This is a genomic window from Microcella humidisoli (assembly GCF_024362325.1).
Classification (GTDB): Bacteria; Actinomycetota; Actinomycetes; order Actinomycetales; family Microbacteriaceae; genus Microcella; species Microcella humidisoli.
Window position 1 is genome coordinate 2,534,603 of sequence record NZ_CP101497.1, and the last position, 24,071, is coordinate 2,558,673.

The following is a 24,071-nucleotide window of genomic DNA, read 5'->3' on the forward strand; positions in this document are numbered from 1 at the left end:
TACGAGTCGTGCTCGGGCGTAGACTGAAGGCGTGATCGACTCCGTCGTCACGGGGCTAAGCGCCAACTCCGTGCCGTATTTGTCGGGTCTCGAGCAGCAGCGTGCCCTGCACGCCGCCGTCGCCGAGGGCCGGGCGCCAGACACCCTGATGCTGCTCGAGCACGAGAGCGTCTACACCGCAGGCAAGCGCACCGAGCCGCACGAGCGGCCGACCGATGGCACTCCCGTCGTCGAGGTCGACCGCGGCGGCAAGATCACCTGGCACGGCCCCGGCCAGCTCGTCGGCTACCCGATCATGCGCCTCGCCGATCCGGTCGACGTCGTGCAGTACGTGCGCCACCTCGAGGGCATGCTCATCGCCGTGCTCGATGACCTCGGTGTCGTCGGGGCGGGTCGGGTCGCGGGCCGCAGCGGCGTGTGGATGCGCGGCACCGACAAGATCGCCGCGATCGGCATCCGCGTGGCCCAGGGCGTGACGATGCACGGCTTCGCCCTCAACTGCTCGAACAGCTTCGAGGCATACCGCGCGATCGTCGCGTGCGGCCTCGCCGACGCGGGGGTCACCTCGGTGAGCCGCGAACTCGGACGCACGGTGACACCCGCGGAGGTCATCCCGCTCATCGAGCAGCGCTTCGGCCCGCTCGTCCACGACATCGTCGGCGTCGCTGCGTCGACTCCCGAAGGAGTACCCGCATGACCACGACGCCCGCCACGCACCCCGCCGACGGCCGCAAGCTGCTGCGGCTCGAAGTGCGCAACGCCCAGACGCCCATCGAGAAGAAGCCCGAGTGGATCAAGACCCGGGCGAAGATGGGGCCCGAATACTCGGCCCTGCGCTCGCTCGTCGGCGAGCAGAACCTGCACACGGTGTGCCAAGAGGCCGGATGCCCGAACATCTACGAGTGCTGGGAGGACCGGGAGGCGACATTCCTCATCGGTGGCAGCCAGTGCACGCGCCGCTGCGACTTCTGCCAGATCGACACGGGCAAGCCCGCCGACTACGACCGCGACGAGCCGCGGCGGGTCGCCGAATCGGTCGTGCAGATGAACCTGCGCTACGCGACCGTCACGGGCGTCGCCCGCGACGACCTGCCCGACGAAGGCGCGTGGCTGCACGCCGAGACGGTGCGCATGATCCACGAGCTCAACCCCGGCACGGGCGTCGAGCTGCTCGCGACCGACTTCTCGGGCAACCCCGAGCTGCTGCGGGTCGTCTTCGACTCACGCCCCGAGGTGTTCGCGCACAACGTCGAGACGGTGCCGCGCATCTTCAAGCGCATCCGACCGGCGTTCCGCTACGAGCGCTCGCTCGACGTCATCACGCAGGCGCGCGACTACGGGCTCATCACGAAGTCGAACCTCATCCTCGGCATGGGCGAGACGCGCGAGGAGGTCTCGCAGGCGCTGCAGGACCTGCACGATGCCGGAACCGACATCGTCACGATCACGCAGTACCTCCGCCCCAGCTCGCGCCACCACCCGATCGACCGCTGGGTCAAGCCCGAGGAGTTCGTCGAGCTCAAGGCCGAGGCCGAGGCGATCGGCTTCCTCGGCGTGCTCGCCGGCCCGCTCGTGCGCTCGAGCTACCGGGCGGGGCGCCTGTGGGCGCAGTCGATGGTGGCCAAAGGCCGGCCGATCCCCGAGTCGATGCGCGCTCTCGCCGAGACGACGGAAGGGTTCGCGCAGGCCGTCGGCTGAGCATCCGGAACCGCGACGAGGTGACAGCGGTTCGCCCGTAACATCCCGGAAACACACGGGACACTGCAGGGAAATGCCCTGCGCCTAGTCTCGGAGCCAGGCTGCGACTGCAGTCGTCCGGTACCAAGCTCAGGAGATCTGTCGCATGTTCAGTGATTCTTCCGAGGTGCTGAAGTTCATCAAGGACACGGACGTCAAGTTCCTCGACATCCGATTCACCGACCTCCCCGGTGTCCAGCAGCACTTCAACATCCCCGCCTCGACCGTCGATGAGGACTTCTTCACGGTCGGCCAGCTGTTCGACGGCTCCTCGATCCGGGGATTCCAGTCGATCCACGAGTCCGACCTGCAGCTCATCCCTGACGTGTCGACGGCCTACGTCGACCCCTTCCGCACCGAGCGCACGCTCATCATGGTCTTCGACATCTACAACCCGCGCAACGGCGAGATCTACGCCCGCGACCCGCGCCAGGTGGCCAAGAAGGCCGAGAAGTACCTCGCCTCGACCGGCATTGCCGACACCGCGTTCTTCGCCCCCGAGGCGGAGTTCTACATCTTCGACGACGTGCGCTACGAGGTGAAGCAGAACACCTCGTACTACTCGGTCGACTCGAGCGAGGCGGCCTGGAACACCGGCCGCGTCGAAGAGGGCGGCAACCTCGCCAACAAGACCCCGTTCAAGGGCGGCTACTTCCCCGTGAGCCCGGTCGACCAGCACGCCGACCTGCGCGACGACATCGTCGTGAAGCTCATGGAGGTCGGCCTCGAGGTCGAGCGCAGCCACCACGAGGTGGGCACCGCCGGCCAGGGCGAGATCAACTACAAGTTCGACACGATGGTCTCGGCCGCCGACGACATCCTGAAGTTCAAGTACATCGTCAAGAACACGGCGCTCGAGTGGGGCAAGGTCGCGACCTTCATGCCCAAGCCCCTCTTCGGCGACAACGGCTCGGGTATGCACACCCACCAGTCGCTGTGGAACGAGGGCAAGCCCCTGTTCTACGACGAGGCGGGCTACGGCGGGCTCAGCGACATCGCGCGCTGGTACATCGGCGGCATCCTCAAGCACGCCCCGGCGATCCTCGCGTTCACGAACCCCTCGCTGAACTCGTACCACCGCCTGGTCAAGGGCTTCGAGGCTCCGGTCAACCTGGTGTACTCGGCCGGAAACCGCTCGGCAGCCATCCGCATCCCGATCACGGGCACGAACCCCAAGGCCAAGCGCATCGAGTTCCGCGCGCCGGACGCCTCGGGCAACCCGTACCTCGCGTTCGCGGTGCAGCTCATGGCCGGCATCGACGGCATCGTCAACAAGATCGAGCCGCACGAGCCCGTCGACAAGGACCTCTACGAGCTGCCGCCCGAGGAGGCCAAGGGCATCCCGCAGGTTCCCGGCTCGCTCGAGGAGGCGCTCGTCGCCCTCGAGAACGACCACGAGTTCCTGCTCGCCGGTGGCGTCTTCACCAAGGACCTCATCGAGACCTGGATCGAGTACAAGCGCACCATGGAGATCCTCCCGGCCGCGCAGCGCCCGCACCCGTTCGAGTACGAGCTGTACTTCTCGGTCTAGTTCGAGACCGCCACCACGGCATCACCAGGGGCCCCGTTCCGTCAGGAGCGGGGCCCCTGCCGTGCGTCGGGACGCCTACGCGCTCGCGGTGGCGCTACGCCGTGGCGTAGAACCCTCGCTCGAACACCTGTCGGGCCAGGCGGGTCGTGCGCAGATACTCCTCCTCGAGCTGGGAGGCTCCCCCGGCCGGGTAGCCCATGAGCCGCGCAACGCCCTCGAGCTGCGGCCGGTCGATGGGCAGCACATCGGCGGTCTTCGCGCTCCACAGCGTCAGCGCCGAGCGGGCGCGCGAGGCGATGAGCCACGCGGCGCGGAGGCGCTCGGCGTCGGCGGGCGGCACGAGCCGAGCATCCACCGCCGCCTCGAGGGCCTCGAGCGTCGAGGTCGTCGCGAGCGCGGGCACCGCCGCCGCGTGCTGCAGCTGCAGCAGCTGCACGAACCACTCCACGTCGCTGAGCGAGCCGCGGCCGAGCTTGAGGTGCCGCGCGGGGTCGGCGGCCTGCGGCAGCCGCTCGGCCTCGACGCGGGCCTTGATGCGCCGCACCTCGCGCGCATCGGCGTCGGGGAGCGATTCGGGGTACCGCACCGTATCGGCGAGAGCCGTGAAGTCGGCCATGAGCGGCTCGTCGCCCGCGACCGCCCGAGCCCGCAGCAGGGCCTGCGCCTCCCACGTGAGCGACCAGCGCTCGTAGTAGGCCCGGTACGAGTCGAGCGAGCGGGCGATGGCCCCGTTGCGCCCCTCGGGACGCAGATCGATGTCGAGGTCGAGCGGCAGGCGCAGGTCCTCCGTCAGGCGCTTGAGCTCGTGCACGATGTGCTCCGCCCGTGCCTGGGCGTGCTCCCCCGCACCCGCGTCGCGGTAGACGTACATGACGTCGGCATCCGAGCCGAAGCCCAGTTCAGCCCCGCCGTAGCGACCCATGCCGATGATCGCGAACTCGATCCCGTCGCCATAGCGATGCACGAGCGAGAGCGCCCCGGTCAGTACCGTCGTCGTGACGTCGCTGAGCGCCCGCCCCAGCTGCTGCACCGTGATCACATCCAGGATGCCCGCGAGGGCCAGGCGCAGCACCTCGCGTCGCCGCGCCGTGCGCAGCGCCTTCGCGGCCGCCTCGATGTCGCCGGCGTGGCGGTCGACCGTGGCGCGCGCCTCGTCGAGCAGGCCCGCGAGCGGACGCGGATGCAGCTCCTCTTCGTTCTCGAGCCAGGCGGCGCCCTCGGGGATGCGCTCGAAGAGCCCGCCGACATAGCGCGACGAGGCGAGCACGCTCGTGAGCCGCTGCGCCGCGCCGCTCGAGTCGCGCAGCATGCGCAAGAACCAGTAGGTCTCGCCGAGATCGTCGCTGAGCCGCCGGAAGGCGAGCAGCCCGTAGTCGGGGTCGGCACCCTCGGCGAGCCACTGCAGGATGACCGGCAGGAGGGTGCGCTGGATCTGGGCGCGGCGCGACACGCCGCTCGTGAGCGCCGCGATGTGGTGCAGGGCCCCGCGCGCGTCGCCGAACCCGATCGCCGAGAGCCGGGCCTCGGCCTGCCCGCTCGTCAGGGCGAGGCCCTCCTCCGGCAGCGCGGCCACGGCCGAGAGCAGCGGCCGGTAGAAGAGCTTCTCGTGCAGCGAGCGCACGGCGATCTTGGTCTGCTGCCAGCGCTCGGTGAGCTCGGCGGCCGAAGCGGCGAGCCCCGTGGCACGCGCGAGCACGCGCAAGCGCTCCTCGTCGCGCGGCATGAGGTGGGTGCGGGTCATGCGGTCGAGCTGCACGCGGTGCTCGATGACCCGCAGCAGCCGGTAGTCCCGCGCGAACGAGGCCGCCTCCTCGCGGCCGATGTAGCCATGCTGCGCGAGGGCCGCGAGGGCGCCGAGCGTGTCGGGCTGGCGCACCCGGTCGTCGGTGTGGCCGTGCACGAGCTGCAGCAGCTGGATCGTGAACTCCACGTCGCGCAGGCCGCCGGGGCCGAGCTTGAGCTGAACATCCACCTCATCGGCAGGGATGTGCTCGGTGACGCGCTCGCGCATGCGCTGCACCGAGTCGACGAAGCCCGCGCGCTGCGAGCTGGCCCAGACGAACGGATGCACCGTCTCGCAGTAGCGCTCCCCCAGCTCGACGTCTCCGGCCACAGGCCGCGACTTCAGCAGCGCCTGGAACTCCCAGCTCTTCGCCCAGCGCTCGTAGTACGCGCGGTGCGAGTCGATCGTGCGCACGAGCGCGCCGTCCTTGCCCTCAGGCCGCAGGTTGGCATCGACCTCCCACAGCGGCGGCTCCACCCCCGGTTCCTGGATGCCGCGGGCCGTCTCCGAGGCCAGTCGCGTCGCGATCTCCACGGCCCGCGCCGGGTCGAGCCCACCGTCGCCGTCGGCGACGTAGATGACATCGACGTCGCTGATGTAGTTGAGCTCGCGCGCGCCCGCCTTGCCCATGCCGATGACGGCCAGGCGCGTGCGTGCGACATCGACGGCGGGGAAGGTCGAGGTGCGTCGCGCCAGCAGCAGGCTCGCATCGATCGCGGCGCCGGCGAGGTCGGCGAGAGCAGCGGCGACGCGCGGCAGGGCCTCGAGCGCGTCGCCGTGCTCGAGATCCCAGGCGGCGATGCGCAGCAGCCAGCGGCGGTAGCGCACACGCAGGGCGGTGCGCGCCCGCTCGACCTCCGCCGGAGTACCCACGGGCGCGCCCTCGACGGCGGCGACGAGGAACCGGCGCAGCTGCTCCGCGGTCGGCGGGGTGCGCAGCGGCTCGCGCAGCGCGAGCAGCTCGGCCGGCCGGCGCCGCACGAACTCTCCGAGGCCCTCGCTCGCGCCGAGCACCCGGATGAGGCGCGCCGCCCAGGCCGGGTCGTCGAGGACGGGGCGGAGGGCATCCGGATGCTGCTCCTGCAACCGCACGAGCAGCCGGAGCGCCCGGTCGGGGTCGGCGGCCGAGCCGAAGGCCTCGAGGTGCTCGGCGAGGTCGCCGAGGGCGTCCCTGGCGGCGCTCAGCTCGGCGAAGCCGAGGCGAGCGAGCTCGGTGAGCGTCGACGGTGAGCGCGTCATGGGGTGCCCGGGGCCGGGCTAGAGGATCTCGAGGTTGCTCTCGAGTTCGTACGGGGTGACCTGCGCGCGATACGCGGACCATTCGCGCCGCTTGTTGAGCAGCACGTAGTTGAACACCTGCTCGCCGAGCGTCTCGGCGACGAGCTCGCTCTCCTCCATGAGGCCGAGGGCGCGGTCGAGGCTCGACGGCAGCGGCTTGTAGCCGAGCGCGCGACGCTCGACCTCGGTGAGCTCCCACACCGTGTTCTCGGCCTCGGGCGGCAGCTCGTAGCCTTCCTCGATGCCTTTGAGCCCCGCGGCGAGCAGCAGCGAGAAGGCGAGGTAGGGATTCGCGGCCGAGTCCATGCCGCGGTACTCGACGCGCGCGCTCTGGCCCTTGCCGGGCTTGTAGAGCGGCACGCGCACGAGCGCCGAGCGGTTGTTGTGGCCCCACGTCACGTAGCTCGGGGCCTCGTCACCCGTCCAGAGGCGCTTGTACGAGTTGACGAACTGGTTGGTGACGGCCGTGATCTCGGGCGCGTGCGTGAGCAGGCCGGCGACGAACTGGCGGCCGATCTTCGACAGCTGGTACTGCCCAGCCGGGTCGAAGAAGGCGTTCGTGTCGCCTTCGAAGAGCGACAGGTGCGTGTGCATGCCCGATCCGGGATGCGCAGCCAGAGGCTTGGGCATGAACGTGGCGTAGACGCCCTGCTCGATGGCCACCTCCTTCACGACCGTGCGGAAGGTCATGATGTTGTCGGCCGTCGTCAGCGCGTCGGCGTAGCGCAGGTCGATCTCGTTCTGACCCGGGCCGGCCTCGTGGTGGCTGAACTCGACCGAGATGCCGAGGTCTTCGAGCATGCGCACGGCGCGGCGGCGGAAGTCGTGCGCGGTGCCTCCCGGCACGTTGTCGAAGTACCCCGCGGCGTCGACCGGCTGGGGGCCCTTGGGACCGTACTTGCTGCTCTTGAGCAGGTAGAACTCGATCTCGGGGTGCGTGTAGAACGTGAACCCGCGGTCGGCCGCCTTGGCGAGCGTGCGCTTCAGCACATGCCGCGGGTCGGCGGCGGCGGGCTGGCCGTCGGGCGTCGTGATGTCGCAGAACATGCGCGCGGTCGGGTCGACCTCGCCGCGCCACGGGAGGATCTGGAAGGTCGTGGGGTCGGGGTGCGCGAGCACGTCGGCCTCGTAGGCGCGCGAGAAGCCCTCGATCGCCGAGCCGTCGAACCCGAGGCCCTCGGCGAAGGCCCCCTCGACCTCGGCAGGCGCCACAGCGACCATCTTGAGGGTGCCCACCACATCGGTGAACCAGAGGCGCACGAACTTGACGCCGCGCTCCTCGATCGTGCGAAGAACGAAGTCGCGCTGCTTGTCCATGCCGCCCATTCCGGTGCTCACATCTCTCCCTCGGTCGACACAAACTCCCGCCATTAGGCTAACGGGTATGCCCCGCCTCCGCTTGGCCCTCGCCCAGTCGAACCCCCTCGTCGGAGACCTCGCGGGCAACGCCGAGCAGATCGTCGCCGCCGCGCGCTCGGCCTCCGCGCAGGGCGCCGATATCCTCGCGCTCGGCGAGATGGCGCTGACCGGCTACCCCATCGAAGACCTCGCTTCGCGGCCCTCCTTCCTCGTCGACGCGGGCGCCGCCGTCACGGCACTCGCCGCCCGCCTCGAGGCCGAGGGGCTCGGTCACCTGCCCATCGTCGTCGGGCACCCCGACGGGCCGCACGAGCCTCGCCTGCTCGGCACCTCGAACGCGCCCACGGCGATCGCGCAGAACTGCGCGAGCGTGCTGCAGGGCGGGCGCGTCGTCGCCCGCTACGCCAAGCACCACCTGCCCAACTACGGCGTCTTCGACGAGTACCGCATCTTCATCCCCGGCGATGAGCTGCTCGTGCTGCGCCTGAAGGGCGTCGACGTCGCGCTCATCATCTGCGAAGACCTGTGGCGCGACGGCGGGCCGGTCGGCCGCGTGCTCGAGTCGGACGCGGGCGTACTGCTCGTCATCAACGCCTCGCCCTTCGAGCGCGACAAAGACGAGGTGCGGCTGCCGCTCGTCACCCGCCGCGCGGTCGAGACCGACACGGTCGTCGCCTACGTCAACATCGTGGGCGGGCAGGACGACCTCGTGTTCGACGGCGACAGCGTCGTCGTCGACGGGCAGGGCACGATCCTCGCACGCGCCCCCCAGTTCGTCGAGCACCTCCTGGTCGTCGACGTGGATGCGGCCGCAGCCACCGATACCGAGCTGCCCCCGGCGGTGCGCAGGGTGGAACTTGCGGGTGGCAAGGCCTCGAGCGAGCATCCGGTGGACGTTGATCTGGCCGAATTGCCGGATGACCGGGAGCAGCTCTGGAATGCGCTCGTCACCGGTACGCGCGACTACGTGCGCAAGAACGGGTTCCGCAGCGTCGTGCTCGGGCTCTCGGGCGGCATCGACTCGGCCGTGTGCGCGGCCATCGCCGCCGACGCGATCGGCGCCGAGAACGTCTCCGGCGTCTCGATGCCGTCTCGGTACAGCTCCGACCACTCGCGCAGCGACGCCGATGATCTCGCCGAGCGCATCGGGCTGAACTACTCCGTCGAGGCCATCGCCGACCTCGTGCAGCCCGTCGAGACCCAGCTTGCGCTCGACGGCGTCGCTGCCGAGAACCTGCAGGCGCGCATCCGGGCCATCATCCTCATGGGGCTCTCGAACATGCACGGGCACCTCGTTCTGACGACGGGCAACAAGACCGAGCTCTCGGTGGGCTACTCGACGATCTACGGCGACTCGGTCGGCGGGTTCGCGCCGATCAAGGATGTGCCGAAGCTGCTCGTGTGGGAACTCGCGCGCTGGCGCAATGAGGCCGCGATCGCGCGGGGTGAGACCCCGCCGATCCCCGAGAACTCGATCGCCAAGCCTCCGAGCGCCGAGCTGCGGCCCGGCCAGGTCGACCAGGACACGCTTCCGCCGTACGAGGTGCTCGACGCCATTCTCGAGGCCTACGTCGACCGCGAGCTCGGGCGCGACGATGTCGTGGCCCTCGGCTTCGAGGCCGAAACGGTCGACTTCGTGACGCGGCTCGTCGACCGCTCGGAGTGGAAGCGGCGCCAGGGCGCCATCGGGCCGAAGATCTCGGGCATGGCCTTCGGGCGAGACCGGCGGATGCCGATCACGTACAAGCCCACCCGGTAAGCAGGGACCTCTGGTGCAACCTCGAGATGGTGAGCGTTTCGCAGACCGGACGAACCCTGGTGCGAGTTCCACGGGTCTCGACGAGCTCCAAGTTGCGCGAGCACTTTGGTTTCTCCAGGAGTACGCAGCTCCGCTCGCAATCAATGCAGCAACTCGTTCTCTACTGGAAGGTATTGACGGCGATTCTCTTCGTGAACTGGCCGGTGAGCGCCCCGACATGAACACCTTCGAACTCGGCGCTTTGATCGATCGAGCGATCACGAGCGCGGGCGGCTCAGTAGAAGAGCTAACGCGAGAGAGTGCGCTGTACATCTGTGCGGTGCACTATGCGAAGCAGGTTCTCGCCGGCACACTTGGCGTGCGAGAGCTGGCCCGGTGGGCTCATCAGCAGATCGGCCACGAAGGACCGGGGTGGAGTGAAGAACTCGTCCTCCTTGACGACGCCTTCGATGAATATGCCGATTTCGGGGGCAGTTGGGCGACCGAGCCGGATTGGCGTCAAGTGATCGGAGAACTCCTGAGCGCTCCGCCTCCACCCGCGACCCCGGGCTAGGGTGGTCGGCATGGCTGAGGCACCGAAGCGCGTCCGCACCCGTCACTTCGCTCGTGCGAAGGAGCAGGGCATCAAGATCACGGGGCTCACGTCGTACGACGTGCTCACGGCGCAGATCTTCGACGAGGCGGGCATCGACTTCCTGCTCGTCGGCGACTCGGCCGGCAACACCGTGCTCGGCTACGACACGACCCTGCCCGTCACGATCGACGACCTCATCCCGCTTACGCGCGGCGTCGTCAACGGCGTCAGTCGCGCGCTCGTCGTCGCCGACATGCCCTTCGGCTCGTACGAGACGGGGCCCGAGGAGGCCCTGCACACGGCGTTCCGGTTCATGAAGGAGACGGGGGCGCACGCCGTGAAGCTCGAGGGCGGGGTGCGGTCGGCCAAGCAGATCCGGCGCATCGTGTCGGCGGGCATCCCGGTCATGGCCCACATCGGGTTCACGCCGCAGAGCGAGCACGGGCTCGGCGGCCACGTCATCCAGGGGCGCGGTGAGGCGGCCGAGCAGCTGCTCGCCGACGCCCACGCGGTCGAGGAGGCCGGGGCGTTCGCGGTCGTGCTCGAGATGATCCCCGCCGAGGTCGCGAAGCGCATCACGGCCGAACTGAGCATCCCGACCATCAGCGTCGGCGGCGGCCCGCACTGCGACGGCCAGCTCGTCGTCTGGACCGACTGGGCCGGGCTCACGGGCGGGCGCATCCCGAAGTTCGTCAAGCAGTACGCCAACCTGCGCCAGGTGCTGCGGGATGCGGCGCTCGCGTACAAGGCCGACGTCGAGTCGGGCGCCTACCCCGACGAGGCGCACAGCTACAGCGATGAGAGCGCCGAGCAGGCGCTGCGCGACCGCACCGACTAGCGCGGCGCCGCTAGTCGGCCGCGCCGGACTCTTCCGCCTCGAGCTGAGCCGCCAACTCGCGGTCGTAGAGGGTGCGACCGTTGTACACCCGCACGGCGACGAGGATAAAGAACGTGTGCAGGGTCGCTGCGACAGCGATGAACACGACATGGAACGGCTGAAAACTCGTAACGGCGCCGATGAGACCGGCGATCAGTAGGATCCCGCTGACCACGGCGTTGAACACGGAGCCCCAGCGACTGAACGGACCCAGGTGGTAGATCATGTCGCCGTTCTGCTGCGACAGCATGTTCTCGAAGTGATCGAGAAACCGTTCGATCACGCCTACTCCTCTTCGTCGGCCGCCCAGGCGCGAGCGCGCTCGCGGGCGATCTCGGGCGCGCGGCGCGCCTCAGCCTCGGTCGTGTAAGGGCCGTCGCGGTCGCTGCCGAGCGACTGCGCACCGTGCTCGACCTCACCGGTCTTGTGGTTGTACCACCAGTGCTTCTCGCTGTCATCGACCATGAGCCGCTCCTCCCCCGCGCCGAGGCGCACACGCGGCTCGGTAGACTCGACCCTATGCCTCGCGACGCCTCCGGTCACCTCGTCGCCGGGCGACTCTCGCCGCAGCGCACGGTGCCGTTGAGCATCCCGCGCCCCGAGTATGTGGGCAAGGCCGCGCCCGCGCCGCACGTCGGCGGCGACGTCTACGACGCCGAGACGATCGAGCTCATCCGCCACAGCGGACGCATCGCCGCGCAGGCCGTCGAGGCTGTCGGCGCCGCGATCGCGCCCGGCGTCACGACCGACGAGCTCGACCGCATCGCGCACGAGTTCCTGCTCGACCACGACGCCTACCCCTCGACCCTCGGCTACCGCGGCTACCCCAAGTCGTGCTGCACGAGCCTCAACGAGGTCATCTGCCACGGCATCCCCGACGACACCGTCATCGCCGAGGGCGACATCGTCAACATCGACATCACCGCTTTTGCGAACGGCGTGCACGGCGACCTCAACAAGACCTTCATCGCGGGGGTGGCGAGCGACGAGGCGCGGCTGCTCGTCGAGCGCACGCAGGAAGCTCTCAACCGCGGCATCAAGGCCGTGGCGCCCGGTCGCGAGATCAACGTCATTGGCCGCGCGATCGAGGCCTACGCGCAGCGCTTCGGCTACGGCGTCGTGCGCGACTTCACCGGCCACGGCGTCGGGCGTTCGTTCCACTCGGGCCTCATCGTGCCGCACTACGACGCCGCGCCCGACTACTCGACGGTCATGCAGCCCGGCATGGTGTTCACGATCGAGCCCATGCTCACGCTCGGCGACATCGCGTGGGACCTCTGGGCCGACGACTGGACGGTCACGACGAAAGACAAGACCCTCAGTGCCCAGTTCGAGCACACGCTCGTGGTCACCGAGCGCGGGGCCGACATCCTCACCCTTCCGTGAGCACCGCCCGAACGCATCACCTCGACGACAGGAGAACCGCATGACGCGCGCCATCGGCATCGACATCGGCGGCACCGGCATCAAGGGGGCGATCGTCGACCTGGATGCGGGCGAACTCGTCAGCGACCGCATCAAGCACCCCACGCCTGAGGGCGGCGAGCCCGAGGCGATCATCGAGACCGTCGCGCAGCTCGTCGACGAGCTCGGCACCGACGGCGTCGCGCACATCGGCGTGTGCTTCCCGGCCATCGTGCGCAACGGCCGCACCATGTCGGCCGCCAACGTCAGCGAGCGCTGGATCGGCCTGGACGCCGACACCCTGTTCGGCGCGGCCCTCGGCCGCGACATCCACTTCGTCAATGATGCGGATGCCGCCGGGTACGCCGAGGCCGTGTCGGGCGCCGCCCGCGACCAGCAGGGTCTCGTGATCATGACGACGCTCGGCACGGGCATCGGCAGCGCGTTCATCTACGACGGCGTGCTCATTCCCAATACCGAGCTCGGGCATCTCGAGCTCGGCGGCGACGACGCGGAGCACTGGGCGGCCAACTCGGCGCGCGAGCGCGAGGGGCTCACGTTCGCGCAGTGGGCCGAGCGGCTCACCCGCTACTACCGGCACGTGGAGTTCTTGTTCTCGCCCGACCTGTTCGTGATCGGCGGCGGGGTGTCGAAGCAGCACGACGAGTTTCTGCACATGATCGACGTCGAGACGCCGATCGTGCCCGCGGCTCTGCGCAACAACGCGGGCATCATGGGCGCCGCGGCGCTCGCTGCGCGCCACGCCCGCTGACACCGCTCGCGGCACCGCCGCCGCAACCGCGAAACAGCCCGTTCCTCGCGCTATCGCCCGAACGTTCGGGCTGACATGCGAGAAACGGGCTGAATCGAGAAGCTGCGCGCTGCTTAGCTGCGGCGGAACTGGTTGACGAGCGGGCAGTCGAAGGGGTCGCGGGCCGAGAGGCCGACGCGGTTCAGGTAGTCGATGACGATGCCGTACGAGCGGAACACGCCTGTCTCGGTGTACGCGATGCCCGTGGACTGTGCGTACTCCCGAACGATCTCGCGCGCCTTGCCGAGCGCGGGGCGCGGCATGTTCGGGAAGAGGTGGTGCTCGACCTGGTGGTTGAGCCCGCCGAACATGACGGTCGCCCACCAGCCGCCCTTGAGGTTGCGCGAGGTCAGGATCTGGCGGTGCAGGAAGTCGAGCGAGGTGTCGTTCTCGAGGATGGGCATGCCCTTGTGGTTGGGGGCGAAGGATGCTCCCATGTAGACCCCGAAGACCGCGAGCTGCACGCCCAGGAAGGCGAAGGCCATGCCCAGGGGCAGGAACCAGAACAGCACGGCGACGTAGAGCGAGAGCCGCAGGGCGATGAGCGTGAGCTCGAGGTAGCGGTGCTCGACGCGGCCCTTGTCGAACAGGCTCAGGATCGAGCGGAAGTGCAGGTTGATGCCTTCCAGCGTCAGAAGCGGGAAGAACAGCCAGCCCTGGTTGCGCGTGATGAGCGCGAAGGCCCCGCGCGACTTCGCGGCGTCTTCGGGCAGGAACGCGATCGTGTCCTGTTCGATATCGGGGTCGGCGCCCTTCTGGTTCGGCTTCGCGTGGTGACGCGAGTGCTTGTGCATCCACCAGTGGTAGCTGATGCCGACGACGGCGGTCGCGAGGATGCGACCGACCCAGTCGTTGACCTTGCCCGAGGCGAAGATCTGGCGGTGCGAGGCCTCGTGCGTGACGAAGGCGATCTGCGTGAGCACGATGCCGAGCGCACCGGCCATGAGCAGTTGGAACCAGCTGTCGCCCAGGAGCACCATGCCGGTGATGACGCCGCCGAGCGCGACGGCGAGGCCCGCGAACACGGCGTAGTAGAAGCCTTCACGGCGACGGAGCAGACCGCCGTCGCGCACCGTGCGCATGAGCGCGGAGTACGACGCGGTGAGGGGAACAGCATTCGGGTCGCGCGGCGTCGTCGTGCGAAGGGCACCGAGCGTGCCGGAGTCGGCACCGGAGGAGGCGAGAGAGGTCATGAGGCCTTCGGGGTCGGAATGCGACTTCCCAGCCGGCGCGAGGTGCAGGCCGTTGCCTGCGAGATATTCCGACTCTACGCACCTGTGTATGCCGAACGCGGAATGACAGGCCGATTCATAGCGCAGGCTCGCCTTGCTTGATGGTGGAGGACGCAGGGAGTTGACTGGGGGCATGAGCGAGCAGCAGAACGACGCGGCCGAGCACACGCCGCACGATGCCGAGCCCCACGACCGCGGAGCGTTCAGCGATGGCCTCAACAAGCTGCGCGCGGGCGTGCTCGGCGCCAACGACGGCATCGTCTCGGTCGCCGCGGTCGTCGTCGGCGTCGCGGGCGCGACGAGCGCGCTCGCGCCGATCCTCACGGCGGGCGCGGCGGCGGTCGTCGGTGGTGCGATCTCGATGGCGCTCGGCGAGTACGTGTCGGTCGCGAGCGCGCGCGACAGCCAGACGGCGCTCATCGCCAAGGAGAAGCGCGAACTCGCCGAGATGCCCGAGCAGGAGCTCGCCGAGCTCGCGAGCATCTACCAGGCCAAGGGGCTTACGCCCGAGACCGCGCAGCGCGTCGCGGAGGAGCTCACCGCGCACGACGCTCTCGGCGCGCACCTCGAGGCCGAGCTGCACATCGACGAGCACGAGGTGCTCAAGCCGTGGCAAGCCGCGGTGGCCTCGGGGCTCGCCTTCCTCGCGGGCGCCGTGCTGCCGATGCTCGCCATCCTGCTGCCCCCGCCCGAGCTGCGCATCCCCATCACCTTCATCGCGACCCTCGCCGCGCTCGGCATCACGGGCGCCCTCGGAGCCGTGCTCGGCAAGAGCCCGTGGCTGCGGCCGACGGTGCGGGTGCTCGTCGGGGGCGCGCTGGCGCTCGCGGTCACGTTCGGAATCGGCGCGCTGCTCGGCACTCAGATCGCCTAGCCCCCGGCGGCGCCCCGGCCGAACCGGCCGGTATCCTGGCGTGTGCCTTCCGACCACCCCGAGCTGCCCGACGATCGCCCCGCGGGCATCGACCCCGACGACCTGGCGACGACGCTGCGGGTGCTGAGCACGCTGCACGAGCTCGACCACGAGCATCCCGACTTCATCGCGGTGCGCCACGCGACCGCGCACATGTTCCGCGCCGTCAAAGTGCATCGGCGCCTGACGAAGCGCGCCGAGGTGCTCGCCGCCGACAAGGCCGTCATCGAAGCCACCGCGACGGGTTCACCCGATCGCATCGACGACGAGACCCGCGGCGTCGACATCAGCTCGTCGACCGAGGCGCCCTTCGCGGGCGAGCTCACGCGCCCGCAGTCGTGCTACATCTGCAAGCAGCCGTACACCCTCGTCGACGCCTTCTACCACCAGCTGTGCCCCGACTGCGCGCGCCTCAATCATGCGAAACGGGATGCCCGCACCGACCTCACCGGACGCCGCGCCCTGCTCACCGGCGGCCGCGCCAAGATCGGCATGTACATCGCCCTGCGCCTCCTGCGCGACGGCGCCCACACGACCATCACGACGCGGTTTCCGCGGGATGCCGTGCGCCGCTTCTCCGCCCTCCCCGACGCGGCCGACTGGATCGACCGGCTGCGCATCGTCGGCATCGACCTGCGCGACCCGGCCCAGGTCATCGGCCTCGCCGAGTCCGTCGCGGCGGCCGGCCCCCTCGACATCATCATCAACAACGCCGCGCAGACCGTGCGGCGCTCCCCCGGCGCCTACCAGCCGCTCATCGAGGCGGAGCTCGCCCCCCTGCCCGACGGGCCGCTTCCGGAGTTGGTGACGTTCGGCCACACGATGGATCCGCACCCCTTGGCCTTGGCCGAGTCGGTCGCCGCCCACCCGATTCTCTCGGCGGCCGCCGCGAAGGCCGAGCAGCTGACGCAGGCGGCCATGACGGCCGGCAGCGCATCCCTCGCCAAGCACCGCGACGGCACCGCGATCGATGCCGGCGGGCTCGTGCCTGACCTGCACGACGTCAATAGCTGGACGCAGGCCGTCGGCGACGTCGAGCCCCTCGAGATGCTCGAGGTGCAGCTCGCGAACTCGGTCGCGCCGTTCATCCTCGTCGACCGGTTGCGACCGTCGCTCGCGGCCTCGTCGTTCGCGCGCACCTACGTCGTCAACGTGAGCGCGATGGAAGGCGTCTTCGGGCGGGGCTACAAGGGCCCCGGGCATCCGCACACGAACATGGCCAAGGCGGCGATGAACATGCTCACGCGCACGAGCGCGCGCGAGATGTTCGAGACCGACGGCATCCTCATGACGAGCGTCGACACCGGCTGGATCACCGACGAGCGCCCGCACCCCACGAAGCTGCGGCTCGCCGAGGAGGGCTTCCACGCCCCGCTCGATCTCGTCGACGGGGCCGCGCGCGTGTACGACCCGATCGTGCGCGGCGAGGCGGGCGACGAGCTGTTCGGTGTGTTCTTGAAGGACTACCGGCCGTCGCAGTGGTGAGCCCGACATCCCGAACCGAGTGAGGCAAGTGGGTCGGCCGATACGCCGGGTTCTGTTCCAGGAATCGCTTCCCTTCGACGGCCATCTCTCTCGGGACGACGTTGCCGCCGCCCTCTAGCGGTCTACCCGACACCTCGGCGAGCCGCGTCAACGGTGTCTGTCTGACCTTGCTCCGGGCGAGGTTTACCCAGCGAGCCCGATCACTCGGGCCCCTGGTGGTCTCTTACACCACCGTTTCACCCTTACCGCCGGCGTGATGCCGGAGGCGGTCTGCTCTCTGTTGCACTGTTCTCGCGGATTTCTCCGGGTGGGTGTTACCCACCGCCCTGCTCTGCGGAGCCCGGACGTTCCTCGGCGAGGCCGTCCCCCTTGCGGGGCGTGCGCTCGACGCGACCGTCTGGCCGGCCCACTTGCCCTCACAGGATACGCCCCGGGCCGGCTCACGTCGCCCGGTGACGGCCCCGCATCAACCCCAGCACGGCGTCGGCCCGCTCCGTTCGGCCGCGCACCGCGCGCCGATAGGTGGGCCGGATACTCGAGAGCCACTGCCGCATGACGCCGTCGAACTGATCGCGCGCCACGTCGTACTGGTCGGTCGCGAAGGCCGCGACGGGTGGTGGCTCTGCGGCATCGTCGAGGGGCATCGACATGGTGGAACGACCCCTCCCGTATCGGATCTCTGATCCGCCGGGGACTCGGGCGTCATGCTCACGGCACACCTCGCTGAGGGCCGAGCACCGGCACTCAGGTCACGATCCGGGTGTCGATCGCACGCGCTCCGAGGGGGTGCGGGAGGCCGCGAGCACGGCATCGAGCAACCCCTCGACCGACCGCTCGGCGACCTGCTCGGCCACGGTGCGAAGCGTCAGGCGATTCGCCCGCGCGTAGTCGCGCAGCGCGCGGAAAGCCTGATCCATGTCGAGCTCATGCACGGCGGCGAGCACACCCTTCGCCTGCTCGATGAGCACGCGGCTCTCGAGCGCGCGCTGCAGTTGCTCGTTGAGAATGTGGCTCTCGCGGATGCTGCGCTCTTGCAGGATGCCGATCGTCGCGATGTCCGCGAGCGCCTGGGCGATCACCGCATCCTGCTCCGTCGGACCTCCGGGGGCGGTGCTGAACAGGTTGAGGGCGCCGAGCACCTGGCCACGGAGGCGCATCGGGGTGGCGAAGACGGCGTGGAAGCCCTGCGCCAGGGCCGCAGCCTGAAAAGCGGGCCAGGTGTCGCCGTCGAGCTCGATGTCGCCGACCGTGACCGCGTGGCCTTTCGTGAAGGCGTCCACGCACGGACCGGCGCCAGCATTCAACTGCATGATCTCGACGAGGTGGGCTTGCTCGCTGCTGGAGGCGACAAGCTGCAGGTCGCCCTGCTCGTCGGCGAGCACGAGCCCACCCGCATCGACATCGAGCAGCTCGACGCACTCGTTGATGAGCGTGTGCAGCAGGTCGATGATGTCGAAGTCGGCGATGAGCGTATCGGCGACGGCGACGAAGGCATCGGCCACGCGCTGATCCCGGGACTTCTCGATCATGCGACTTCCTATGAATGAAGGATGCACAGCCCCGCCTGGGCCAGGCGACGATCAGAGCACGGGTGCCGCTCCGCGCTCGGGAGCCGGGACCGACACGGCAGAGTCTACGCCCCTCGGCCGGATCCTCGGCCTCGGGGCCTACACTGTGCCCACCGACGCTCTCACTCCCTCTCCTGGTGGCGTTCCGACGGCCGACCGAGGCGGGAGCCCCATGGACGAGCGGCATCCGCCCACCGGCGCTCATTATCGACGACCCGATCCGTGGGGTCTCTGCGCCGCATTCATGCACCAGTTGCCCATCTCGGGCGCCCTCCTCTCGATCGTCGACCGGCACGGTCACCGCGCCACGGTCACGGCGACCGACCCGGTCGCCGCGCGGTGGGACGAGCTCGAGCTCGAGCTCGGCGCGGGCCCGCTGCGGGATGCAGCTCGTGACAGCGCCCCCCAGCTCATTCCGGACGTGTCAACGAGCGCCATCAACCCGGTCATCGGCGCGCACCTCGAGCAGCTGGGCGTCCGCGCTGCGTTCACCTTCCCGCTCGTCATGGGCGCGGCCATCGTGGGCGTCGCGGGGCTGTATCGCTCCACTCCCGGCCCGCTGACGGCGACCGCGGTCGGCACGGCCCTCGGTCTCGCGCGCTCGGTCACGATTCCCGCGGTGCGCGCTGCGCTCGCGATGGCGGCCGCGGAGGGCACCGCGGATCCCGCTGACACCGGCCCCGGGATTCGACGCGAGGTGCACCAGGCCACGGGCATGATCAGCGCGCAGCTCGACGTCTCGACGACCGAGGCGTTCGCCCGGCTCCGCGCCTACGCGATCGCCATGGACCGTTCGATCACGGCGGTGTCGTTCGACGTCGTCGCGCGCACGATCGACTTCCTCGATCTCGACTGAGCGCGTTCGGGCTAGCGCGAGAACGAGGCGCGGGCATCCATCGCGTCGTTCGCGCACTTGTCGGCGCGCGAGTTCTGCAACCGTGGCACCCACTCGAACCGCACGGGTGTGCCGGTCAGCACCTGGCGCGCCTCGGCAGCGAGCTCGGCCATGGCCGGGTGCTTGATCTTCCAGCGGCCCATCATCTGCTCGACCACGAGCTTCGAATCCATGCGGATCGTGAGGTGGGCGTCGGGATCGAGCTCGAGCGCACGCCGAACGCCCGCGAGCATGCCGCTGTACTCGGCGACGTTGTTCGTCGCGGTGCCGACCCACACACCCACCTCGGCGAGCACCTCGCCCGAGGCCGGATCGATGACGACCGCGCCGCCGGCCGCCGGCCCGGGGTTGCCCCGCGACCCGCCGTCGGCCTCCACGAGCAGCTCGCGGCTCACAGGCCGCTCTCGTCGGTGCGCACGAGGATCGCATTGGAATCGGGGCACAGCAGCACCGCGTCGGGTGCCGCGGCGCGCACGACGGCGAGATCGCTGCCGGTGAGCTCGACGCCGCTCGCGCTCGACACCCGGGCGCGCAAGTGCGATGCGCCGACGCCGTAGCGCTCGCGCTGCTTCTCGTAGAGCGCCAGGAGGTCGTCGGGCACCGTCGCGACGATCGCGGCACGCTGCGAGCGCGCCGCCGCGACCTCGGCCGCGATCGAGGCGAGGCCGGCATCACGCGCGGCCTCGGCATCGGCGAGCTGCTGCTGGTGCGCCTCGAGCGAGGCCGTCGCCGACGCGAGCTCGGACTCGAGCGCCTCGACCTTCTCCATGACCGACAGCTCGATCTCTTCGAGATCGCCCAGTCGACCGCGCAGCGACTCGAGCTCGTGCTCGAGCCCGGCGATGTCCTTGACCGACGAGCTCGCCTGCAGGCGGTCGCCGTCGCGCGCGATCCGCGCCTCGACGATGGCAACATCGCTCTCGACGCGTCCGAGCTCGATGCGCGCATCCTCGAGTTCGCCGCGCCGCTGGATGACGAACTCGCGCATGACGTCGGCCTCGGCGGTGAGCGCGTCGACCACCGCGCGCTCGGGCAGCGAGCGCTCGCGGTGGGCGAGCTGCTGCAGGGTCGTGTCGAGCGCCTGCACGTCGAGCAGGATGCGCTGGGCGTCGGGGCTGGCGGTCAGGGCCATGCGGGGCTCACCTGGTCTCTCGAGGTCGCTGCGGTTCGGGGGCGGGATCGCCGGTGGGTGCGCCCCTACTGTACGACCACGAAGTCCCACGGGTCGGTGCGCAGCTCGCTCACGACGACCTCCACGCCCGGCAGCGCCGCGCGCAGTTCGCCGGCGGCGGTCTCGAGCCACAGCCACTCGCTCGCCCAGTGTGAGACGTCGATGAGGGCCGGTCCGCCCGCGACGCGCGCCGATTCGACAGACTCGCTCGCGGGGTGGTGGCGCAGGTCGGCGGTCACGTAGACGTCGGCGCCGAGCACCGCCGGCTCGCTGAGCAGCGAGTCGCCCGCTCCCCCGCAGACGGCGATCGTCTGCACGGGCCGGTCGAATTCTCCGGCCACGCGCACGCCGGTTGCCGTGGCGGGCAGGATGCTCGCGAGCCGCCGCGCGAGGGCTCCGAGCGTGGTCGGCACGGGCAGCGCGCCGACCCGGCCCAGGCCGAGCCCGGGCGCGGTCTCCACAATGGGCACCGCATCCTGCAGCCCCAGGAGGTCGGCGAGCCGGGCGCTCGTTCCGGTCGCGACGATGTCGGCGTTCGTGTGGGCCGCGATGAGCGCGCACCGGCCGCGGATGAGCCGCGCGAGCAGCGCACCCTTCGCGGTCGACTCGGCCACCGTCGTGACGCCGCGCAGCAGCAGAGGGTGGTGCACGAGCAGCAGGTCGGCGTCGAGCTCGATGGCCTCGTCGACGGTCGCGGCCACGGCATCAACGGCGAGCACCACGCGCCCGACAGCGGCAGCGGGGTCGCCGCTCAGCAGGCCGGGAGCATCCCACGACTCGGCCCCCGCGCGCGGCCAGAGTCGCTCGACGACGACCGCGACCTCGGCCAGTGTCGTCACGGGGCGACCGCGCCGAGAGGTGCTGGTTCCTCGGCCAGCTTCACCGGGCTCCCCTCCGCCTCCGTCGCGGCGCGCTCGGCCGCCTGCAGTCGGCGCAGCGCCGGGATGCCCGCGACGAGCGGCACGAGCAGACCGAGCAGCATCGCGAGCAGCACCCCCGGGTCGCTCTGCGCGAGCGACGCCGAGGCATCGACGCCGAGCAGGGCGAACAGGTAGCCCTGCCACTGCAGCCCCGCGAGGGACGCCGTGCTGAATCCCCACCCGAGCGCGGTGATGAGGATGAGCATCACGAGGTTGACCCAGCGAACGGCCGGGTAGACGCCGCCCGAGCGCAGCAGCGACGGCGAGTGCACGCGACGCGTGCGGATCATGGTCTCGGCGCCGAAGATGCCGGCCCAGGCCGCGACGGGCACGGCGAGCGTCGTCACGACGTCGCGGAACAGAGCCGCCACGTCGGGCACGAGCACCAGCAGCACGGCCAGCACGGCTCCCGTGAGCACGGCGGCGATGAGCACGCTGCCCGTGCGCGGAGCCCGCAGCCCGCTCGCGAGCACCGCGAACCCGCCCGAGTAGAGCGCGAGCGCGGCGGCGCACAGGAGGCTCAGGGCGACCCCGGCGATGAGCGGCGCCGGGTACCACAGCGGCAGCAGGCGCGAGATGAGGTCGACGGGGTTCGACTGCAGCCCGTCGCTGATGACGGGATTCGAGGCGGCGAGCACGGCACCCCAGCTGATGAGCAGGAAGGCCGGGATCGTGGCCCCGAACGCCGTCCACAGCACCGCCGACGAACCGTAGGTGCCCTTGGCCTGGTAGCGCGCGATGTCGCCGCTGCTGTTCGCCCAGGCAAGACCCACGACGCTGAAGACGAGCACGGCACCGCTCAGCAGCAGCATCCAATCGCCGTCAGGCACCGAGAGTGCCACGGCGAGGTCGACCGCCGGGAGTGTCAGCACGATGAGGCCGACCACGAGCACGGCCGAGAGCACGCTGACGACTGCGCTCACGACCGCGATCATCGCGAAGCCGAACCCGGCGATGACCGCCGCGAGTACGAGAGCCGCAGCGGCGACCGCGATGCCGAGCTCGAGCCGCCCGACGCCCGACACGAGGCCGGAGCCGACGAGCACCACGGCGACGCCCGTGCCCAGCGTCCAGAGCAGCGCCGCAGCCCACGCGACTCGTGTGACGACCGCGAGCAACGACGGCAGCAGATTGCCGGCGGTGCCGAACGTGGCGCGCGAGACGACCATGGTCGGCTGCCCGCTCCACTTGCCCGCGAGCGTGCCGAGGCCGAGGGGCAGGAACGAGACCGCGACACCGATGAGCGCCGCGAGCACCGCCTGGCGCAGACTGACCCCGAGTCCGAGGATGACGGCGCCGAGGGCGAGGCTGACCACCGAGGCGTTGACGGCGAACCACAGCCAGAACAGTCGCACCGAACGGCCGGCGCGCTGCTCGGCCGGCGTGGGCTCGAGGGCGCTGACCTCGATGCGACCCGCGCTCGGAACGACGACCGTCGCCACGGCGTCGGCGGTCACCGCCTCCGTCGCACGGGTGTCGCTCGGCACATCGGCAGCAGCACGGTGCGGTTCGAGCTGCGAGTCGGGCTGCGGTTCGGGCTGCAGTTCGGGCTGCGACTCAGGTTCGCGCAGCAGATCGTCGAAGACCGACACCGCTGCGGGTGCGGCGGCAGCCGCGGGGACGACGCTGGCGGCCGGGTCCCCATCGGAAGGGTCGCCCGGCGTCGGAGCGCCGAGCAGCTGCTCGATCGAGGTCGGCCCCGTGAGGGGTGGCACGGTCGGCGACGAGACGGGGGGCGGGATGCTCGGCTCGACGAGCGGCTGCGGCGCCACCGGCGGCGGCGCGAAGTCCGCGAGGTCGGGCGCCGACGGCGGCGGGGCGACCGCCGAGGGCACCAATCCGTACGGCGGGGGCGCATCGGCAAGCGCGAGATCGAGGCGCGGGGCGGGCGGGCTCGGCGGACTGTCCGGGCTGTCCGGGCTCGACGGGCTGTCCGGGCTCGACGGGCTCGGCGCGCTCTCGGAGTCGGGGGACGACGAATCCGGCGACCCAAGGGGGGCGGCGACGGGCACGACGTCGGAGAACTGCGCGCGCACCTGGGAGACGAGGTCGTCGGCCTGCGGAACGGCGGCCGCCCGCACCACGGCCTCCCACTCCTGCACGCGGCGAGCCTCGGCGCGGCGCAGGTCGAGCTCGCGCTCGACGAGGTCGAGCAGCGCCGCGGTGTCGTGATCAGGCGCGTCGAGGTCGGCCGCCGCGAGAAGCTCGGCGTCGGTCAGCGAGATGCGCTGCGGGGGCGGCGGGATCGCGCCCGGAATCGGCGACTCGGCGACGGACGCCGCCTCGGCAGGTGGCGCGGGCTCGGCGCGGGATACCGGCACGGTGGGCGGGACGGTGGGCGCCACCGCCTCGGCGGGCGTGCCGACCTCGTTCGGCACCGGCTGCGGCACGGGCGGCGGCACGGGCTGCGGCATCGGCTGCGGCATGGGAGCCGGCATGGGCTCGGGCATCGGCATGGGTGCGGGGTCCGGCAGCGCGGCCGGCTCCGCGGCCGGTTCCGCGACCGGCACGGCGGCCGGTTCCGCGACCGGCACGGCGACCGGTTCCGCGACCGGCACGCGGATGGGCGACGTGGGCGGTGCCCAGCGCTGGTACTCCTGGGCGAGCGCGCCCGCGAGCGCGTCGTCATCGGTGGAGCCGTCGTCGGCGCCACCGAGCAGCCGGCCTGCTGCGCCCGCGGGGGGCGGCGTGTACGTCGAGCGGCGGGGCCCGGGCGGCATCACCGGGTCGGCTTCCTCGTTCGGCGGCACTGCGTCGTCGACCATGCCCCGATG

Annotated in this window: 22 protein-coding genes and 1 other RNA gene; 11 read left to right on the plus strand and 12 right to left on the minus strand. The window is 70.6% G+C overall.

Annotated elements, in window-relative coordinates:
* The first annotated feature begins 31 nt into the window (after window positions 1-31).
* The 3 genes from lipB (at window position 32) to glnA (ending at window position 3,268) form a co-directional block, all read left to right on the plus strand.
* The gene (gene lipB / locus NNL39_RS12370) at window positions 32-697 is read left to right on the plus strand and encodes a lipoyl(octanoyl) transferase LipB (protein ID WP_255159576.1); all 666 of its coding nucleotides are present in this window, start codon (window positions 32-34) and stop codon (window positions 695-697) included.
* Window positions 694-1,698, plus strand: coding sequence for a lipoyl synthase (gene lipA / locus NNL39_RS12375; RefSeq protein WP_255159577.1), 1,005 nt, complete (start codon window positions 694-696; stop codon window positions 1,696-1,698). Before lipB ends, lipA begins: the two co-directional genes overlap by 4 nt.
* Before the next feature lie 145 nt (window positions 1,699-1,843).
* Complete coding sequence (glnA, locus tag NNL39_RS12380; protein ID WP_255159578.1) at window positions 1,844-3,268, plus strand: type I glutamate--ammonia ligase; 1,425 nt, start codon at window positions 1,844-1,846, stop codon at window positions 3,266-3,268.
* 94 nt (window positions 3,269-3,362) lie between these two features.
* On the opposite strand, the gene NNL39_RS12385 is transcribed toward glnA, so the two are convergent.
* A complete protein-coding gene (locus NNL39_RS12385) occupies window positions 3,363-6,290 on the minus strand; it encodes a bifunctional [glutamine synthetase] adenylyltransferase/[glutamine synthetase]-adenylyl-L-tyrosine phosphorylase (protein ID WP_255159579.1) in 2,928 nt (975 codons plus the stop codon).
* 18 nt (window positions 6,291-6,308) lie between these two features.
* Entirely contained in the window at window positions 6,309-7,646 is a 1,338-nt protein-coding gene (locus NNL39_RS12390; protein ID WP_255160955.1) for a glutamine synthetase family protein, read from the minus strand.
* 67 nt (window positions 7,647-7,713) lie between these two features.
* Here NNL39_RS12390 and NNL39_RS12395 point away from each other — a divergent pair, with 67 nt between their 5' ends.
* Genes NNL39_RS12395 through panB form a run of 3 tightly spaced genes read left to right on the plus strand, consistent with a single transcriptional unit; the run spans window position 7,714 to window position 10,859 of the window.
* Window positions 7,714-9,447 carry an NAD+ synthase gene (locus tag NNL39_RS12395; protein ID WP_255159580.1) on the plus strand — a complete coding sequence of 578 codons (1,734 nt, stop codon included), beginning with the start codon at window positions 7,714-7,716 and terminating at the stop codon, window positions 9,445-9,447.
* Between the two features lie 13 nt (window positions 9,448-9,460).
* Window positions 9,461-10,000 (plus strand): hypothetical protein, encoded by a 540-nt coding sequence (locus NNL39_RS12400; RefSeq protein WP_255159581.1) that lies wholly within the window; start codon window positions 9,461-9,463, stop codon window positions 9,998-10,000.
* 10 nt (window positions 10,001-10,010) lie between these two features.
* Window positions 10,011-10,859 carry a 3-methyl-2-oxobutanoate hydroxymethyltransferase gene (gene panB / locus NNL39_RS12405; protein WP_153981214.1) on the plus strand — a complete coding sequence of 283 codons (849 nt, stop codon included), beginning with the start codon at window positions 10,011-10,013 and terminating at the stop codon, window positions 10,857-10,859.
* 10 nt (window positions 10,860-10,869) lie between these two features.
* On the opposite strand, the gene NNL39_RS12410 is transcribed toward panB, so the two are convergent.
* On the minus strand, window positions 10,870-11,181 hold the full coding sequence (locus tag NNL39_RS12410; RefSeq protein ID WP_255159582.1) for a hypothetical protein: 312 nt from the start codon (window positions 11,179-11,181) through the stop codon (window positions 10,870-10,872).
* 2 nt (window positions 11,182-11,183) lie between these two features.
* A complete protein-coding gene (locus NNL39_RS12415) occupies window positions 11,184-11,363 on the minus strand; it encodes a methionine aminopeptidase (RefSeq protein WP_255159583.1) in 180 nt (59 codons plus the stop codon).
* A gap of 54 nt (window positions 11,364-11,417) precedes the next feature.
* On the opposite strand from NNL39_RS12415, the gene map reads away from it, so the two are divergent.
* Together map and ppgK are read left to right on the plus strand one after the other, a co-directional pair.
* A complete protein-coding gene (gene map, locus NNL39_RS12420; RefSeq protein WP_255159584.1) occupies window positions 11,418-12,284 on the plus strand; it encodes a type I methionyl aminopeptidase in 867 nt (288 codons plus the stop codon).
* A gap of 40 nt (window positions 12,285-12,324) precedes the next feature.
* Entirely contained in the window at window positions 12,325-13,074 is a 750-nt protein-coding gene (gene ppgK / locus NNL39_RS12425; RefSeq protein WP_255159585.1) for a polyphosphate--glucose phosphotransferase, read from the plus strand.
* A 113-nt stretch (window positions 13,075-13,187) separates the two neighbouring features.
* Here ppgK and NNL39_RS12430 read toward each other — a convergent pair whose 3' ends face one another.
* Window positions 13,188-14,306, minus strand: a complete 1,119-nt coding sequence (locus tag NNL39_RS12430) for a fatty acid desaturase family protein (protein WP_255159586.1) — start codon at window positions 14,304-14,306, stop codon at window positions 13,188-13,190.
* Window positions 14,307-14,478: 172 nt separating this feature from the next.
* Between NNL39_RS12430 and NNL39_RS12435 the strand changes: the two genes are divergently transcribed.
* Window positions 14,479-15,219 (plus strand): VIT1/CCC1 transporter family protein, encoded by a 741-nt coding sequence (locus tag NNL39_RS12435; protein ID WP_255159587.1) that lies wholly within the window; start codon window positions 14,479-14,481, stop codon window positions 15,217-15,219.
* Between the two features lie 42 nt (window positions 15,220-15,261).
* Entirely contained in the window at window positions 15,262-16,743 is a 1,482-nt protein-coding gene (locus NNL39_RS12440) for an SDR family NAD(P)-dependent oxidoreductase (RefSeq protein WP_255159588.1), read from the plus strand.
* Window positions 16,744-16,768: 25 nt separating this feature from the next.
* On the opposite strand, the gene rnpB is transcribed toward NNL39_RS12440, so the two are convergent.
* From rnpB to NNL39_RS12455, 3 genes are all read right to left on the minus strand, one after another.
* Window positions 16,769-17,152, minus strand: an RNA gene (rnpB, locus tag NNL39_RS12445) — RNase P RNA component class A.
* 31 nt (window positions 17,153-17,183) lie between these two features.
* Complete coding sequence (locus NNL39_RS12450) at window positions 17,184-17,393, minus strand: hypothetical protein (protein ID WP_255159589.1); 210 nt, start codon at window positions 17,391-17,393, stop codon at window positions 17,184-17,186.
* 99 nt (window positions 17,394-17,492) lie between these two features.
* Window positions 17,493-18,272, minus strand: a complete 780-nt coding sequence (locus NNL39_RS12455) for a GAF and ANTAR domain-containing protein (protein WP_255159590.1) — start codon at window positions 18,270-18,272, stop codon at window positions 17,493-17,495.
* Between the two features lie 283 nt (window positions 18,273-18,555).
* Here NNL39_RS12455 and NNL39_RS12460 point away from each other — a divergent pair, with 283 nt between their 5' ends.
* Entirely contained in the window at window positions 18,556-19,167 is a 612-nt protein-coding gene (locus NNL39_RS12460; protein ID WP_255159591.1) for a GAF and ANTAR domain-containing protein, read from the plus strand.
* An 11-nt stretch (window positions 19,168-19,178) separates the two neighbouring features.
* On the opposite strand, the gene NNL39_RS12465 is transcribed toward NNL39_RS12460, so the two are convergent.
* The 4 genes from NNL39_RS12465 to NNL39_RS12480 all read right to left on the minus strand — a co-directional run bounded on the left by NNL39_RS12465 (window position 19,179) and on the right by NNL39_RS12480 (window position 24,062).
* Complete coding sequence (locus NNL39_RS12465; RefSeq protein WP_255159592.1) at window positions 19,179-19,601, minus strand: reverse transcriptase-like protein; 423 nt, start codon at window positions 19,599-19,601, stop codon at window positions 19,179-19,181.
* Window positions 19,598-20,338, minus strand: coding sequence for a zinc ribbon domain-containing protein (locus NNL39_RS12470; RefSeq protein ID WP_255159593.1), 741 nt, complete (start codon window positions 20,336-20,338; stop codon window positions 19,598-19,600). The genes NNL39_RS12465 and NNL39_RS12470 overlap by 4 nt, the downstream gene beginning before the upstream one ends.
* Before the next feature lie 65 nt (window positions 20,339-20,403).
* Window positions 20,404-21,216 carry a Nif3-like dinuclear metal center hexameric protein gene (locus NNL39_RS12475; protein WP_255159594.1) on the minus strand — a complete coding sequence of 271 codons (813 nt, stop codon included), beginning with the start codon at window positions 21,214-21,216 and terminating at the stop codon, window positions 20,404-20,406.
* Window positions 21,213-24,062, minus strand: a complete 2,850-nt coding sequence (locus NNL39_RS12480; protein WP_255159595.1) for a purine-cytosine permease family protein — start codon at window positions 24,060-24,062, stop codon at window positions 21,213-21,215. Before NNL39_RS12480 ends, NNL39_RS12475 begins: the two co-directional genes overlap by 4 nt.
* Between the last annotated feature and the right edge of the window lie 9 nt (window positions 24,063-24,071).

Bases quoted from the DNA above. Each gene is read 5' to 3' on its own strand.
- NNL39_RS12450 (WP_255159589.1), bottom strand. From the start codon at position 17,393: ATGTCGATGCCCCTCGACGATGCCGCAGAGCCACCACCCGTCGCGGCC.
- NNL39_RS12385 (WP_255159579.1), bottom strand. From the start codon at position 6,290: ATGACGCGCTCACCGTCGACGCTCACCGAGCTCGCTCGCCTCGGCTTC.
- glnA (WP_255159578.1), top strand. From the start codon at position 1,844: ATGTTCAGTGATTCTTCCGAGGTGCTGAAGTTCATCAAGGACACGGAC.
- NNL39_RS12480 (WP_255159595.1), bottom strand. From the start codon at position 24,062: ATGGTCGACGACGCAGTGCCGCCGAACGAGGAAGCCGACCCGGTGATG.
- NNL39_RS12430 (WP_255159586.1), bottom strand. From the start codon at position 14,306: ATGACCTCTCTCGCCTCCTCCGGTGCCGACTCCGGCACGCTCGGTGCC.
- panB (WP_153981214.1), top strand. From the start codon at position 10,011: ATGGCTGAGGCACCGAAGCGCGTCCGCACCCGTCACTTCGCTCGTGCG.
- map (WP_255159584.1), top strand. From the start codon at position 11,418: ATGCCTCGCGACGCCTCCGGTCACCTCGTCGCCGGGCGACTCTCGCCG.
- ppgK (WP_255159585.1), top strand. From the start codon at position 12,325: ATGACGCGCGCCATCGGCATCGACATCGGCGGCACCGGCATCAAGGGG.
- NNL39_RS12395 (WP_255159580.1), top strand. From the start codon at position 7,714: ATGCCCCGCCTCCGCTTGGCCCTCGCCCAGTCGAACCCCCTCGTCGGA.
- NNL39_RS12390 (WP_255160955.1), bottom strand. From the start codon at position 7,646: ATGGACAAGCAGCGCGACTTCGTTCTTCGCACGATCGAGGAGCGCGGC.
- NNL39_RS12455 (WP_255159590.1), bottom strand. From the start codon at position 18,272: ATGATCGAGAAGTCCCGGGATCAGCGCGTGGCCGATGCCTTCGTCGCC.
- NNL39_RS12435 (WP_255159587.1), top strand. From the start codon at position 14,479: ATGAGCGAGCAGCAGAACGACGCGGCCGAGCACACGCCGCACGATGCC.
- NNL39_RS12415 (WP_255159583.1), bottom strand. From the start codon at position 11,363: ATGGTCGATGACAGCGAGAAGCACTGGTGGTACAACCACAAGACCGGT.
- lipA (WP_255159577.1), top strand. From the start codon at position 694: ATGACCACGACGCCCGCCACGCACCCCGCCGACGGCCGCAAGCTGCTG.
- NNL39_RS12470 (WP_255159593.1), bottom strand. From the start codon at position 20,338: ATGGCCCTGACCGCCAGCCCCGACGCCCAGCGCATCCTGCTCGACGTG.
- NNL39_RS12460 (WP_255159591.1), top strand. From the start codon at position 18,556: ATGCACCAGTTGCCCATCTCGGGCGCCCTCCTCTCGATCGTCGACCGG.